The 13,668-nt window shown below is 33.2% G+C and carries 16 protein-coding genes; 8 read left to right on the top strand and 8 right to left on the bottom strand.

Annotated elements, in window-relative coordinates; translation table 11 throughout:
- Nucleotides 1-179: 179 nt before the first annotated feature.
- From ACNQF8_RS10910 to ACNQF8_RS10900, 3 genes are all read left to right on the top strand, one after another.
- Nucleotides 180-407: a hypothetical protein gene (locus ACNQF8_RS10910; protein WP_417950090.1), complete on the top strand. Its 228-nt coding sequence runs from the start codon at nucleotides 180-182 to the stop codon at nucleotides 405-407.
- A 681-nt stretch (nucleotides 408-1,088) separates the two neighbouring features.
- Nucleotides 1,089-2,132 (top strand): sensor histidine kinase, encoded by a 1,044-nt coding sequence (locus ACNQF8_RS10905; protein ID WP_417950088.1) that lies wholly within the window; start codon nucleotides 1,089-1,091, stop codon nucleotides 2,130-2,132.
- 105 nt (nucleotides 2,133-2,237) lie between these two features.
- Nucleotides 2,238-2,648: an OsmC family peroxiredoxin gene (locus ACNQF8_RS10900; RefSeq protein WP_417950086.1), complete on the top strand. Its 411-nt coding sequence runs from the start codon at nucleotides 2,238-2,240 to the stop codon at nucleotides 2,646-2,648.
- Between the two features lie 69 nt (nucleotides 2,649-2,717).
- On the opposite strand, the gene ACNQF8_RS10895 is transcribed toward ACNQF8_RS10900, so the two are convergent.
- From ACNQF8_RS10895 to cysM, 3 genes are all read right to left on the bottom strand, one after another.
- A complete protein-coding gene (locus ACNQF8_RS10895; RefSeq protein ID WP_417953531.1) occupies nucleotides 2,718-3,704 on the bottom strand; it encodes an aldo/keto reductase in 987 nt (328 codons plus the stop codon).
- A 26-nt stretch (nucleotides 3,705-3,730) separates the two neighbouring features.
- Nucleotides 3,731-4,423 carry an SGNH/GDSL hydrolase family protein gene (locus tag ACNQF8_RS10890; protein WP_417953532.1) on the bottom strand — a complete coding sequence of 231 codons (693 nt, stop codon included), beginning with the start codon at nucleotides 4,421-4,423 and terminating at the stop codon, nucleotides 3,731-3,733.
- Between the two features lie 145 nt (nucleotides 4,424-4,568).
- Entirely contained in the window at nucleotides 4,569-5,456 is an 888-nt protein-coding gene (cysM, locus tag ACNQF8_RS10885) for a cysteine synthase CysM (protein ID WP_417953533.1), read from the bottom strand.
- A gap of 392 nt (nucleotides 5,457-5,848) precedes the next feature.
- Between cysM and ACNQF8_RS10880 the strand changes: the two genes are divergently transcribed.
- On the top strand, nucleotides 5,849-6,547 hold the full coding sequence (locus ACNQF8_RS10880; protein ID WP_417950078.1) for a DUF1003 domain-containing protein: 699 nt from the start codon (nucleotides 5,849-5,851) through the stop codon (nucleotides 6,545-6,547).
- A gap of 34 nt (nucleotides 6,548-6,581) precedes the next feature.
- Here ACNQF8_RS10880 and ACNQF8_RS10875 read toward each other — a convergent pair whose 3' ends face one another.
- A complete protein-coding gene (locus tag ACNQF8_RS10875) occupies nucleotides 6,582-6,878 on the bottom strand; it encodes a DUF2752 domain-containing protein (RefSeq protein WP_417950077.1) in 297 nt (98 codons plus the stop codon).
- A gap of 83 nt (nucleotides 6,879-6,961) precedes the next feature.
- Here ACNQF8_RS10875 and ACNQF8_RS10870 point away from each other — a divergent pair, with 83 nt between their 5' ends.
- Entirely contained in the window at nucleotides 6,962-7,144 is a 183-nt protein-coding gene (locus tag ACNQF8_RS10870; protein WP_417950075.1) for a hypothetical protein, read from the top strand.
- On the top strand, nucleotides 7,137-7,688 hold the full coding sequence (locus ACNQF8_RS10865; protein WP_417950073.1) for a Smr/MutS family protein: 552 nt from the start codon (nucleotides 7,137-7,139) through the stop codon (nucleotides 7,686-7,688). The genes ACNQF8_RS10870 and ACNQF8_RS10865 overlap by 8 nt, the downstream gene beginning before the upstream one ends.
- 140 nt (nucleotides 7,689-7,828) lie before the next feature.
- Here the strand turns inward: ACNQF8_RS10865 and ACNQF8_RS10860 are convergent, their stop codons facing one another.
- Nucleotides 7,829-8,773, bottom strand: a complete 945-nt coding sequence (locus tag ACNQF8_RS10860) for a hypothetical protein (protein ID WP_417950071.1) — start codon at nucleotides 8,771-8,773, stop codon at nucleotides 7,829-7,831.
- A gap of 204 nt (nucleotides 8,774-8,977) precedes the next feature.
- Between ACNQF8_RS10860 and ACNQF8_RS10855 the strand changes: the two genes are divergently transcribed.
- Both ACNQF8_RS10855 and ACNQF8_RS10850 read left to right on the top strand, forming a co-directional pair.
- On the top strand, nucleotides 8,978-9,898 hold the full coding sequence (locus tag ACNQF8_RS10855; protein ID WP_417953534.1) for an EamA family transporter: 921 nt from the start codon (nucleotides 8,978-8,980) through the stop codon (nucleotides 9,896-9,898).
- 19 nt (nucleotides 9,899-9,917) lie between these two features.
- Nucleotides 9,918-11,042 carry a cysteine desulfurase family protein gene (locus ACNQF8_RS10850; protein WP_417950067.1) on the top strand — a complete coding sequence of 375 codons (1,125 nt, stop codon included), beginning with the start codon at nucleotides 9,918-9,920 and terminating at the stop codon, nucleotides 11,040-11,042.
- A 37-nt stretch (nucleotides 11,043-11,079) separates the two neighbouring features.
- Here ACNQF8_RS10850 and ACNQF8_RS10845 read toward each other — a convergent pair whose 3' ends face one another.
- From ACNQF8_RS10845 to ACNQF8_RS10835, 3 genes are read right to left on the bottom strand one after another with little or no spacing between them, the layout of a single operon-like run.
- Complete coding sequence (locus ACNQF8_RS10845) at nucleotides 11,080-12,057, bottom strand: MlaD family protein (protein WP_417953535.1); 978 nt, start codon at nucleotides 12,055-12,057, stop codon at nucleotides 11,080-11,082.
- Between the two features lie 9 nt (nucleotides 12,058-12,066).
- A complete protein-coding gene (locus ACNQF8_RS10840) occupies nucleotides 12,067-12,819 on the bottom strand; it encodes an ABC transporter ATP-binding protein (protein WP_315207928.1) in 753 nt (250 codons plus the stop codon).
- A gap of 6 nt (nucleotides 12,820-12,825) precedes the next feature.
- Nucleotides 12,826-13,608, bottom strand: a complete 783-nt coding sequence (locus ACNQF8_RS10835) for an MlaE family ABC transporter permease (protein WP_417950062.1) — start codon at nucleotides 13,606-13,608, stop codon at nucleotides 12,826-12,828.
- Nucleotides 13,609-13,668: the final 60 nt, after the last annotated feature.

The raw sequence follows: 13,668 nt of genomic DNA, 5'->3' as shown, positions 1-13,668 counted from the left end.
GCTTTAGTTAATAAATGTATAGGCCAACTCCTCTAAAATTGTTTTAGATATGAATTTTAAAAAATGTGAATTATGCAATTTTTTTGTTTAATTGAATAACATTCCGCTTTGATAGCATCAATATATTTGACATAACGAAATGATTAACATTATTTAATATAAATTTAAAACTAATCAACATGATACATTTACAAAATATCAGCGCAACTTTTAAAAAGTCTTTATTATTAATCACACTTTTATTTTCTCAAAGTCTTATTTGGGCACAAGATAAAACAGTGGATGTGAACTTGAATGTAGATAAAGGCGGAAGTGACTGGTTCGCAGAGCCATGGATTTTAGTTGTAGGTGCTGCAGTTTTTATTATAATTATAGTAGCACTTGTAAGAGGTAAAAGTAGTAACTAATTTCTACTGATACTCCTTTATGATGAGTAATTAATAAACCGGTATAAATTGACCTTCTATAAGGTTTAATTTATGCTGGTTTTTTTATTTTCAATTATTTAAAAAGCTGTTTAATTGAAGTATCCGATTGTTGCAAGTTTTAGATTGTCCATTTTTATAGTTCTGCCATTTTATAAATTCAAATTCCAAAATATTTTATATTTAGCTTTTTTTTATTGAGCCCATTCTCGATTTTACTATAATGCCACACTTCTAGCCTCTTTCGCTAGCAGTAATATTGCGACAGTAAAGCAGTTTTAGTTTGCCGCATTTTTCTGGAAAGCGTTTCACAGTTTTTGCAACTGCCAGTTTTCGCTACAAACAAAGTTCATTGAACACCGCTAAAAAATAAAAATTAAGTGAAGTAATCGGGGGCAGGAAATTGCAGGTGAGAATTAGGTTTTTCTTCAGGGAAAATTTCAGAGAAGCACAATTGTATTTAATTTTTGTAAAAAAAGTATACGATAAAATAATTACTATATATTTAAGAACCAAATACTCTTTTTATGCGTAAATAGGCTGATATAAAAACACGTAATTTAACATTTTATTTAGAAGGTCTTTAGTATTAGTAAGAAATTAATCACTTATTTTGTTATTTGTAATTTATTATTGTAAAAAAAAACGAAAATAAAATTCTGTATGCAGTTATATAAAAAATTATCTCACATAGGTTTTCTTAAAAAGAGTTATGCATTCAAATTTTTGTTTGTCGCATTTATAGGGATACATATTCCGTTGATTGGATTATTGTTTTTTGTGCTTTATGGTAGTAAAACTATTTCTGCGGATACTATTTTAATTTTCGCACTTATAATGACCTTAGTCGCTACAGGTGCAACTTTACTGTTTCTAAAGCGACTAATTAAGCCAATTGAAGTCGCCTCGAAAGCTTTACATTTGTATAGAAACAAAAAAATTGTTCCTTCATTACCAAATAATTTCTCTGATGAAGCCGGTTTATTGATGAGTAATATTCAGGATTCAATTGCAGAAAATGAAAATTTTATTACAGAAAAACAAGATTTAGTGTATTTACTTTCCCATGATTTAAGAAACTTTGTTGGCAATTCTAAATCGGCGGCATTGCTTATTTTAGAGGAGGAACCTTCGGAAGCCATAAAAGAATTAGCCGAATTGATTCTTCAATCGACAGAACAACAATACAATTATATTGAAAACTTTATCAAATTACTAAAAGAGCAAGATCAAATTATAGAAAAAAAATCTGAAAATGAGATTGTTCAATTTTCTTCTATTTTTTCGGTTGTTTCAAAACAATTAGATCAGTTGCTGACTAACAAGAATATTAAATTGGATTTGTCAATTGAAGTTGAAGAAGCTCTTTTAAAAATAGATAAAATTCTATTGATTCGAGTTTTAGTGAACTTGATAGATAATGCTATAAAATTTTCGTTTCCGGATAGTGAAATAAAAGTTCGTGTTTATCTTCAAGGCAGTAAACTGTTTTTTAAAATAACGGATGAGGGTGTAGGTTTTGATCAAAATGAAAGTCATGAACTGTTCCGTAAATTTACTAAAATGAGTAAATTAGGAACGGCAAATGAGCCATCTACAGGAATTGGATTGTATTTGTGTAAAAAAATAATAGAAAGACACGACGGACAAATTTTAGCAGAAAGTGATGGAGTTAATAAAGGAGCTACTTTTTCTGTCATTTTTTAGATGGAAAATTGTCTAACGAATTTTAAATTTTCGTTAAAAAAATCTATTTCTAAAAGCGTTTTTTTACAAATGAACTAAATTTGAGAAAACATAAAACATAATATTATGAAAAGAAATGCAACCGCAGTCTGGAATGGTTCACTTAAAGAAGGAGCCGGAAAACTTACCACCCAAAGTACAACATTAAAAGATACGCAATATTCGTTCAAATCCCGTTTTGAAGAAGGAGTTGGGACTAACCCGGAAGAGTTGATTGCAGCTGCGCACTCGGGCTGCTTTACAATGCAACTTTCTGCCTATATCACTGAAGTTGGTTTTGAAATAGAAAGTATCGAAACTAAATGTGATATCGACTTGGTGGAAGGAACAATTATAACTTCCCACTTAACGGTAAATGCAAAAATAAGTGCAATAACAGATGAAGTTTTTCAACAATTAGTGACTAAAGCAGAGAAAAATTGTCCTATTTCTAAATTATTGAATGCTGCAATTTCGACCACTGCGACTTTAGCATAAAAATAGGTATTCATATAAAAAAAGGCTCGATTTAACATAAATCGAGCCTTTTTTATGTGATAAAATGAATTACCAAAGTTGGTGTACTTCTGGTTTTATATAGCGCTCATAAATGTCATTCATCGCTGCAGTTTTTTCGTAAGTTAATTTAGGTAAATCATAAACTGATAAATTAGATAATACATGGCTTTCATTAGAAGCACCAGGAATAATACAGCTGACTTCATCAAAACCCAAAATCCATTGTAAAGCAAGAGGAGCTAAGTTTGTTGCTTCTGGAAATAACGATTTAAATTCTTCTACGGCTTTTAAACCTAGTTCGTAATTAATACCAGAGAATGTTTCGCCTTTGTCAAAAGCAGCTCCATCTCTATTAAAATTGCGATGATCTTGTGTGTCAAAAGTAGTTTTAGCATTAAATTTCCCTGTCAGAAGTCCGCTCGCTAAAGGAACTCTTGCAATAATACCAACATCATGTTTCATTGCTTCTTTGAAAAATAGTTCGGATGGACGCTGACGAAAAAGATTAAAAATAATCTGTACCGAAGTTACATTTGGAAATTCAATCGCTTTTAGTCCTTCTTCCACTTTTTCGACGCTAACGCCAAGATTTAAAATTTTTCCTTGCTCTTTCAAACGGTCAAACATTTCAAATATTTCGGGACGGTAAAATACTTCTGTTGGAGGGCAATGCAATTGTATTAAATCTAGTGTTTCTAGTCCTGTTCTTCTCAAGCTATCTTCCACAAATTGTTGCAGCACTTTGGGCTGATAACCTTCATTTACATGTGGGTTAATATGTCGACCGCATTTTGTAGCTACATAAATTCGTTCAGAACGGGAACGAACCACTCGGCCTACAGCAGTTTCACTCAATCCGTTTTCATAAACATCTGCGGTATCAATAAAATTTACGCCATTGTCAATTGCGGCGTTGATTAACTCATCTGCAGTTTTATCATTGAAAGGAGAACCCCATTTGCCGCCTACTTGCCAAGTGCCAAGTGATATTTCTGAAATTTCAAAATCTGTTTTACCCAGTCTGCGATAGTTCATTTTTTGTTTCTTTTTAAAGTAATAATTTATTTTTGTAATAGGACTTTGGCGATTGCTTTTTCAACTAGTGGCGCCATCACTTGATATCCTGTTTTATTTGGGTGTACTTCATCATTTGAGTATGAAGCAGGCAAACCTTTTCGTTTATCTGCCATAGCCGAAAAATAATCTAGATACAGAATGCCATTGGCGTCAGCGTAATTTTTTATCATTTCATTTAGAGCCACCACTTTTTCAGCCGGATTTTGATTGGGTTTCCAAGAGAAATCATAAGCAGGCAATACAGAGCAAAGAATTACTTTAATCTGGTTTGCTTTTGCCAATTCGGCCATTGAGAAAATATTATTTGCAATCATGTCCAATGTTGCCGGACCGGTATTACCGGCAATGTCGTTTATTCCAGCCAAAATAATCACAGCGGCGGGTTTTAAAGCAATAACATCCGCTCTAAAGCGTATTAGCATCTGAGGTGTAGTTTGACCGCTAATACCGCGATTAACGTATGGTTTTCCTGCGAAATATTCAGGATCTGTGATACTCCAAAATTCGGTTATGGAATCGCCCATAAATACAATTCTTTTTTGTCCGGGTGTTACCGGTTTCAGATTTGCATTTTCATTTTGGTATTTATTTAAATTTGGCCAGTCTTGAGCCTGTACTTTTCCTCCCATAATGATTGATAAAAATAGAATGCAGTAAATTAATGGTGTGTTTTTCATTTGTAACCAGATTATAAAGTTTGAATCAGTTGAAACGTTTTTTTGATTAAAATAGAAATTGTTCTTGCTTAAAATCGAAACAACCTTCCTTTTTATATTCGAAAGATACAGAAAAGGAAGGTTGTTTTTATAACGCCTAATTAATTTAATCAAACAAATCTGAAGATAAATAACGATCGCCACGGTCACAGATAATGGCTACAATGACTCCTGATTCTAATTCTTCGGCCATTTTTATTGCTGCTGTAACTGAACCGCCACTGCTCATTCCTGCAAAAACGCCTTCTTCCAGTGCTAAGCGCTTAGTCATGGCTCGTGCTTCTTCTTCGGAAACTTCGATGATTGTATCTACTTTATTGGCATCAAAAATTTTAGGCAAATACTCTTCAGGCCATTTTCTGATTCCCGGAATTTGAGACCCATCGCTAGGTTGAGCGCCTATAATTTGAATAGCAGGATTCATTTCTTTCAAATAGGTTGAAGTACCTATAATTGTTCCCGTTGTCCCCATAGCAGAGACAAAATGGGTTACAGTTCCTTCGGTATCATTCCATATTTCTGGACCTGTGGTTTTGTAATGTGCTTTCCAGTTGTCGTCATTTGCAAACTGATTAAGCATAATATAACCGCCTTCGGCTACTTTTTTATCAGCATAATCTCTGGAACCTATTATTCCGGTAGCTGCCGGTGTCAAAATCACGGTTGCTCCATAAGCACGCATAGTTTGAGTACGCTCTTTGGTAGAATCTTCCGGAAGTACCAATTCGATTTCGATATTGAATAATTGAGCAATCATGGCTAAAGCTATTCCGGTGTTGCCACTAGTTGCTTCAATAAGTTTATCTCCTTTTTTGATTTCTCCTCTTTCTAATGCGGAAGCAATCATATTGTAGGCTGCGCGATCTTTTACACTGCCACCAGGATTGTTTCCTTCAAGTTTCAGTAAAAGTTTTACGTTTTTATTTTTTATCAATTTAGTAGTTTCTACTAAAGGCGTGTTTCCAATAAGGTCTAATATTTTTTGTGATTTCATGCTGTTTGGTGTCTTAAATTGTAATAATCAGATTTTAATGGATTACAATTGGTATTCGTTTTTGAACAATGTTTTTTAAAGAGAGTATTTTAAAAACAGCAACAACAATAGCAGAAAGGAATATTTTTGTAGTTCAGTGACATTTTCATGGGTTTTAAAACGAGCCACAAAGATATTGAACTATTTCGAATTATTTCTTTCTCAAGCATAAAGCTATCTGGTTTATTTAGACACTTTTGTTAAATAAAGTGATGTTAATTGTAGTGGGAATTACTATTTTAGACTTTTTGGATAAAAAAGCTGTTGTGTATCTGTTTTATTTTCAATGTATAGGAACCGATTATTAGTTTTGATGAAAGTGTTTTTTTAAATTAGCCAATAAATAACAATACATGAAATCCACTACTACTTTTACAAGCGATATTTCAAAAAAAGAATTTCCAATAGCCGATAAAATTTCGGCTAAAACCATTCGGAACCCAATATTGGCGCTTATTCAAAATGATTATCCTGATTTTGAGGAGGACAAATTCTTATCAATTGGCGAGTTGAATATGTATCGCGAGAAATACATTTCTAATTATTTACTGGTCGAAATAGGGGAGTTGTCTAATCTGGAAGCTAAAGTTATCGGTTCTTTGAATGAAGATAAATCATTAGTGAGCACTGTTGAAGATGAAATAGGTGTTCGTACAGTGGGACAAAAAGTGGCAGATAAAGTTGCTGCTTTTGGTGGAAGCTGGAAATTTATAATCCTTTTTGGTGTATTTATTCTATTTTGGATTTTGATTAATATTTATATTCTCTTGAATAAAGGATTTGATCCGTATCCATTTATTTTGCTGAATTTAATTTTGTCATGTCTTGCCGCACTTCAAGCTCCAGTAATTATGATGAGTCAAAATCGTCAGGAAGAAAAAGATAGAGAAAGATCCAAAAAAGATTATATGATTAATCTAAAATCTGAACTTGAAATTAGAATGCTTCATGAAAAACTGGATCATTTGATTATGCACCAACAAGAAGAATTGATTGAAATTCAAAAAGTGCAAATCGAAATGATGAATGATATTTTGACTAGAATCAAATAATTTTGTTGTTCTAAAAAGTCTAAAAAAGGAATCTTTAGTAATGCTTAAAATAATAACCTGCAATCATAAAAACACCATTTAAAATTGCCGAACCAATAATGAATTTTTTGTAATTCCTGTTTTTGTCGATAAAATTAAAACCTAAAATTCCCAAAAATAACAAGGTGGTAAAAATGGCTGGATACATCTTAAAAGCACCTTCGAAATCCCCTTGCAAAAGCAACAAAAAACCCCTCTGAAAACCACAGCCCAAACACTCTATTCCAAAGAGTGTTTTGCTTAAACAAGGCAGCATAAATTTTTCTAAATCCAATGGTTTTTCTTTTTGCAATTTTACAAAAAAATAAGAAACGTTTGTGATAATAATTGTTGCAATTTTAAATTGATTACTTTTGAAAACTGATATTTAAAAAGATGAGAAAGTTTATAATTCCAATAATGGTTGTGGCGATATCTGTTGCTTTATACGAGCAGGTGAGTGCTGAAAAAAATGTGTATATAATGGTAATTGCAATTGTAGTTTTCATGATGGGAATGATGCAATTGAGTGCCAAAACGCCAAGTAAAAATCAAGATAAAGAAGACGAAAATGTTTAACAAAGGAGATAAGGTTTCAGTACTTGACGAAGCGATCAATGGAGTCGTGTTGTCAGTCAAAGAGAAGCAAGTTACTGTAGAAACAGAAGATGGATTTACGATGACATTTTTTGTCAATGAGTTGATTAAAACAAACGATTCCAGTAACTTACTAGATTCTATTAGAAGAATTAATGTAAGTGAGATTTCAAAAGAAAAAGAAATCCCGAAAGCACGAAGTTTTGTTAAGGAAAAGAAATCAAAGCACGAAATTCCAGCTCCGGAGTTTGATTTACACATCGAAAAACTGGTACCAAATAAACGCGGAATGTCTAATTATGACATTCTGACTTTACAGACTGAAACGGCAAAACGTCATATAGAATTTGCTATTCGGAATCGCATTCCAAAGATTGTTTTTATCCACGGCGTGGGTGAAGGAGTTCTAAAAGCTGAACTGGATTTTTTATTAGGTCGCTATGATAACATCGCTTTTCAAGAAGGGAATTATCAAAAATATGGTCAAGGAGCAACAGAAGTTTTTATAAAACAAAGTGCTATGTAAGTTTTATTTTTGGTTTTAAAAGCACAAAAAAAAGGTCCGATTTTTAAGCAGTTTTCATTAGAAAATTCACTTAAAAATCGGACCTTTTTTTGCGACTAAAAACGATTGTTTTTGTCTTTAATTTTGCTTCTTATTTGGGATTAATTTGTGGTTAATAATTCTCCGTAAATATAATTATCACCTAAAATAAAATCACTGCTTCCCTTCTTCATTTTTGCTTTTTTTAGAACTACGGTATGTTTAAAACCAGTTCCTAAAGTGGTAGTTGTTACTTCCACAATTCCACTTTCGTTTGCTACTCCAGCCACTGCAATCCATTCTTCACTTACTGCAGGAGTTGCCGGAAAAGTAGTGTTGCAAAAATAAGCACCAGTTAGTAATCCTGAGAATAATCGATAAGTAAGTTTGTTTTTTGTATCGCTTATTAATCCGGTTCTTGGATTGTTTAGTGGTGTTGCTTCATTAACAATTAAAGCGGGATCAATGTCTAGAATAAGAGCTTCACTACTATTGTAATCGTATAATTGTTTAGATGAACTGCATTGTTCAAGCGTTTTATTGAATGCAAAAGGTAGAGGCGTTGCACTAATTACATAGTCCCCAAAAGGGAATGTTTCATAAACTTGTGTCCCGTTACTTTTTACAAATGTGATATTTTTGAACGTGATATTATGATTGTAGCCGGTAATTTTTGTGCTGTTATCAGTTGTATTTGTTGTTTTGACAGCCGTAGTGTTTATAACTATTTTTCCACCTGAAGTAGTCCATTGATCCACAACAATTGGTGTTGCCGGCGGAATTGTTTCACAAATAGTCGATGAAGTTACAGCACCATTATAAAAGCGATATAGTACACGATTTGATGCGCTAATGTCTAATTCTTGTGATTTCGTTTCAGTTGGGAAGGTAAATCCAACAACTTCAAGAATAAGGGCTTCAGTATCTTTTAGTTTGTAGATGATGTTATTCGTGGTGCAATTTTGCGTAGCAACATCTTCAAAACTAATGTCTTCTTGAATTAAATCACCATCATCGCAACCGTTTAATAGTAATGCAAAAACCAATAGGCTTACAACTCTTTTCATTTTTATAATATTTGTAACAAAAATAGAATTTTTAATTTGTTCCAATTGCATTCCCCTTTAAAAATAGATTATTTAACAGGATATTGGGTTTTTAAATTTCAATTAGTGAGAGAGATAGAAAAGCATGTGCTTTATTGTATTGCTGTTATTGGATGAATTTAAAGCAAATAGAAATCATTATCTTTGCGCAAATTTTACACTAAAATGAGACCTAACAAATATTATTTAGCTGCTTTCTCTGCCTTTTTTATCTGGGGTTTTTTTAGTTTAGCATTAAAACCATTACACAATTATCCTTCGTTAGATATTTTATTTTATCGTGTTTTTTTTAGTGTAGCGCTGATGGTAGTTATTAATGTTGCTTTTCGACGCTATATAATCCTGCAAAATTGGAATCATTTCAAAGTGATGACTGCAAAACAAAAGAAAAGTGTTATAACATTGACACTTGGCGGTGGCGTATTTCTATCCTCAAACTGGTTTGTATTTATTTATGTAATGAATCACGTTAGTGTAAAAGCTGCTTCATTAGCCTATATGATTTGTCCAATTTTAACGACCATATTAGCTTTTTTTATATTAAAAGAGAAATTGAGTAAATGGCAATGGTTTGCAGTAATGATAAGCGCCTTTAGTTGTGTTTTATTATCATTAAATCATTTTGAAGACATTTTTTACAGCCTTATTACGGCAGCTACTTATGCGATGTATTTAGTGAGTCAGCGAAAAAATAGTGAATTGGATAAATTTCTTGTTTTGACTATTCAATTAGTTTTTACAGCAATAATTCTACTTCCTTTTTATCCTGATTATAGTGGAAATTTACCTACAGAGTCCTTATTTTATAGTTGTTTGCTAGTAATCGTAGTCTTTTTTACGATTATTCCGTTGTTTTTAAACTTGTACGCATTAAAAGGAATTAACTCGTCTGCAGTTGGGATTATGATATATATTAATCCAATTATTGGGTTTCTATTGGCCATCTTTTATTACCATGAACACGTAAGCACACTCCAGTTATTTTCCTATTTCCTGATTATGATTTCGATAGTTGTTTTTAATGAGAAGTTTATTTTTTCTAGAAAATCGAAAAGCATTCCAGTAGAAATAGAGGGTTTAAAATAATTTTATAATTTCCAAAAAAATGAAAAAAGTATATCTCGATAACGCTTCTACAACCGCTATTCGTGCCGAAGTAATCCAGGAAATGACCAAAGTAATGACAGAAGATTATGGAAATCCATCGTCAACGCATAGTTTGGGTCGTGCCGCCAAAAGTATATTGGAACTTTCCAGAAAATCGATTGCCAAGAATCTAAATGCGACTGCACAGGAAATTATTTTTACCTCTTGTGGAACCGAAGCTAACAATTGGATACTTCGTTCTGCGGTAAAAGATTTACAGGTAAAACGAATTGTTACCAGTAAAATTGAGCATCATGCGGTTTTATACACGGCTTTAGTCTTAGAAAAAGAGTATGGTATTCAAATTGATTATGTGGATGTGAAACCAAATGGAGAAATTGATATTACACATTTAGTGGAGTTGCTTTCGCAGGAAAAGAAAACATTGGTCAGCCTGATGCACGTGAATAATGAAACAGGGAATGTTTTAGATTTGGAACGAATAGGGCGCATTTGTAAAGAGCATAATACCTTATTTCATTCGGATACGGTGCAGTCCATAGGAAAAGCTACTATTGATTTACAAACTATTCCTGTTGATTTTATTGTGGCAAGTGCACATAAATTTCATGGACCAAAAGGTGTTGGTTTTGCTTTTATTCGAAAAAACTCTGGGTTACAACCCTTGTTTTTTGGTGGCGAACAAGAAAAAGGATTGCGAGCAGGAACCGAAGCATTGCATCAAATTGCTGGTATGGCAAAAGCATTAGAAGTTTCCTATGCCAACTTAGAAGCTGAGCAAAATCATATTGCTGAGTTGAAAACCTATTTGATTTCCCAACTCAAAATTGAATTTCCGGAATTTAAAATTAATGGAAATCCTGATGGGTTTTATACTGTTTTGAATGTTCTTTTGCCTTTTTCCGAAGCAAAAACGGCTATGATATTATTCCATTTAGATATGAAAGGAATTGCTGTTTCCCGCGGTAGCGCATGCCAATCCGGAAGTATAAAACCTTCACATGTTTTAGCCGAAATGCTTTCTGTAGAGGATTTGAAAAAACCGAGTTTACGTATATCATTTAGTCATTTCAATACAAAAGAGGATATTGATTTACTTATTTATGCGTTGAAAACAATATAAAAAATCTGCTCGAAAGACTCGTTTCCTATGTTATGTCTTATTTGTTCTGCTCTTTCAATTTTGCTTTTTCCTGTTTTTTAAAATAACCCCGAAATAGAAAATTGTGTTTCAAGGCTTCCATGTTTTCATTCAAACGAGAACTCGCATCATTAATATTTGTCATCGTAGAATCTATTTTTAGTACTAATTCCGGATTATTGGATAAGTAGTTTATAGCTCCTTTGCCACCTTTAATGTTTGTAATGGTCGAATTGAGGTTGCTAACTACTTTATTTATTTCAGTACTGGATTTGTCTAAATTGCGAACAACTGCTTTCATATCATTGGCAACAGCGGTATCTTTCAAAAAACCTATCACATTATCTTTATTTTCTAAGGAAGACATGAGTCGGTTTAATTTTATCACAGATTCTGAAGTTCCTTTTCCGGTACTTTTCAAGTAGCGGATGGTTTCTTTCAAGTTATTGGCTACAGTGGAATCTTTAATCAATACCCCCACCGTTCCTTTGCCTTGATTTATTTCCTGTGTAATTTTAAGCAAATCAGCCGTAAGAAGTGCCGCATTTTTATTGGTCACACCAAGGGTATTCAGTAAATCATCTGTACGAATTCGGCTTAAGGATTGAATCTCATCGCCTGGATTTACAGCTGCTTCCATTCCTTTACCTGGGATAATATTTATAATCATATTACCTACCAAACCATCAGAACCTATGGTGGCAACAGCATTTTTTCTGATGTGAGGAAAAATAGTTTTATCAATGAGCATATCTACTTTGATGGTAGAGTCATTGATCATTTCTATTCCGCGGACAGTACCTACATTTATTCCTGAATATAGTACATTGTTGCCTAATTGTAAGCCACTTACGTTGTTAAAGACCGCCTCAAGATGATTGGTTTTTCCAAACATTTTTTGCTTATCGCCAATGAAATATATTGCCAGTACAAATAGCGTTAATCCGATGATTACAAAAAGTCCAAGGCGCAGTTTTTGTGATGTCGTTTTTTCCATAATGTATTCTTATTTAAAGAAAGCTTGTACTTTAGGATCGGTTGAGATTGATAATTCCTCAAAAGTTCCTTCGATATAATTGATGCCGTCAACCAGTAAAATCATTCGGTTCGAAATCACTCTGGCACAATCCACATCATGTGTTATGATAATAGCCGAAGTGTTGTATTTTTTTTGGATAGACATCATTAACAGTAAAATTTCCTTTGCCGTAATAGGATCTAATCCAGTTGTTGGTTCATCATAAAGAATTATTTTTGGCTGTAGAATTAAAGTTCTTGCCAACGCTATCCTTCGTTTCATTCCTCCCGAAAGTTCTTCGGGCATTAAATTTATGGTATGTGCGAGTCCCACATTTTCTAAAGCTTCCATAACCAGTGGCGTGGTATCGGTTATTTTTCCAAATTTTTTTTTGTGACGGCGTAAGGGAAATTCTAAATTTTCTCTAACGGTCATAGAATCATAAAGTGCGCTCCCCTGAAAAAGGAAACCTACTTCCGTCCGAAGATCATCTAATTCTTCCCGGTTGAGTGCGCTAATATCTTTTCCCATTATTTCAACAGTCCCACTGTCATGTTCTTCTAATCCAATGAGGCATTTTATCATAACAGATTTCCCGGAACCTGATTTTCCCATAATAACCAGATTCTCTCCTTCATTCAAAACCATATTAAAACCATCCAAAACATGATTATTACCATAGCTTTTTATTAAGTCTTTGATTTCTATTATTGCTTTTTGATTTGGTGTAGATGTATTCATAATCAGTTATAAATCATAAAAAATATCCGTGATAAAAACAGCAACAAAGTCAATAATAAACAACAGCATCGAGGTAAAAACCACTGCGGAATTAGCCGCTAAACCTACACCTGCCGTTCCCTTTTTACAATAATAACCTTTAAAACAACCCACTAATCCTATAGCAAACCCAAAAAAGAAAGTCTTAATGGTTGCCGGTATTAAATCCCCAAATTCCAACGCATCAAAAACCTGATTGTAATACAGTAAAAAAGAAACATTTCCTTTAATGTTTTCTACTAAAAAAGAACCAAAAATGGCAATAGCATCTCCAAAAAAAACCAAAACAGGAAGCATGAAAGTAGTTGCTAATATGCGGGTTACGACTAAATACTTGAATGGATTTGTACCAGAAACTTCCATAGCATCTATTTGTTCTGTAACTCTCATAGATCCTAATTCAGCACCAATCCCGGAACCAATGCGGCCTGCGCAAATTAAAGCCGTAATGATAGGTCCAATTTCCCTGATAAGAGAAATACTCACCATTGAAGGCATCCAGGAAACGGCACCAAATTCCTGTAACGTGGGGCGCGATTGCAAAGTAAATACTAAGCCAATGATAAATCCTGTCACTGCAACAAGCAACAAGGAACGATTTCCCATATAAAAACATTGTCTAAGGAATTCTTTGAATTCCGAAGGACTTTTAAAAGCTTCTTTAAAAAAACGACCGGCAAAATAGGAGAGTTCGCCAACTTCAAGTAAAAAACTTTTAAACAATTCGATTATTTTAAAAATACTATTCATTAGCAAATGAATTAATTTTTAATAGAAAAAAAGCTACTCAAATATAGGATTATTGTATTG

It is taken from the genome of Flavobacterium labens (genome assembly GCF_048286755.1).
In the GTDB taxonomy this organism is placed as follows: Bacteria; Bacteroidota; Bacteroidia; order Flavobacteriales; family Flavobacteriaceae; genus Flavobacterium.
The sequence above is the reverse complement of the archived record's forward strand: the minus strand, read 5'-3'. Positions and strand labels throughout refer to the sequence as shown.

Bases quoted from the DNA above. Each gene is read 5' to 3' on its own strand.
- ACNQF8_RS10865 (WP_417950073.1), top strand. From the start codon at position 7,137: ATGTTTAACAAAGGAGATAAGGTTTCAGTACTTGACGAAGCGATCAAT.
- ACNQF8_RS10870 (WP_417950075.1), top strand. From the start codon at position 6,962: ATGAGAAAGTTTATAATTCCAATAATGGTTGTGGCGATATCTGTTGCT.
- cysM (WP_417953533.1), bottom strand. From the start codon at position 5,456: ATGAAATCACAAAAAATATTAGACCTTATTGGAAACACGCCTTTAGTA.
- ACNQF8_RS10905 (WP_417950088.1), top strand. From the start codon at position 1,089: ATGCAGTTATATAAAAAATTATCTCACATAGGTTTTCTTAAAAAGAGT.
- ACNQF8_RS10850 (WP_417950067.1), top strand. From the start codon at position 9,918: ATGAAAAAAGTATATCTCGATAACGCTTCTACAACCGCTATTCGTGCC.
- ACNQF8_RS10840 (WP_315207928.1), bottom strand. From the start codon at position 12,819: ATGAATACATCTACACCAAATCAAAAAGCAATAATAGAAATCAAAGAC.
- ACNQF8_RS10845 (WP_417953535.1), bottom strand. From the start codon at position 12,057: ATGGAAAAAACGACATCACAAAAACTGCGCCTTGGACTTTTTGTAATC.
- ACNQF8_RS10910 (WP_417950090.1), top strand. From the start codon at position 180: ATGATACATTTACAAAATATCAGCGCAACTTTTAAAAAGTCTTTATTA.
- ACNQF8_RS10855 (WP_417953534.1), top strand. From the start codon at position 8,978: ATGAGACCTAACAAATATTATTTAGCTGCTTTCTCTGCCTTTTTTATC.
- ACNQF8_RS10900 (WP_417950086.1), top strand. From the start codon at position 2,238: ATGAAAAGAAATGCAACCGCAGTCTGGAATGGTTCACTTAAAGAAGGA.
- ACNQF8_RS10860 (WP_417950071.1), bottom strand. From the start codon at position 8,773: ATGAAAAGAGTTGTAAGCCTATTGGTTTTTGCATTACTATTAAACGGT.
- ACNQF8_RS10895 (WP_417953531.1), bottom strand. From the start codon at position 3,704: ATGAACTATCGCAGACTGGGTAAAACAGATTTTGAAATTTCAGAAATA.
- ACNQF8_RS10880 (WP_417950078.1), top strand. From the start codon at position 5,849: ATGAAATCCACTACTACTTTTACAAGCGATATTTCAAAAAAAGAATTT.
- ACNQF8_RS10835 (WP_417950062.1), bottom strand. From the start codon at position 13,608: ATGAATAGTATTTTTAAAATAATCGAATTGTTTAAAAGTTTTTTACTT.
- ACNQF8_RS10890 (WP_417953532.1), bottom strand. From the start codon at position 4,423: ATGAAAAACACACCATTAATTTACTGCATTCTATTTTTATCAATCATT.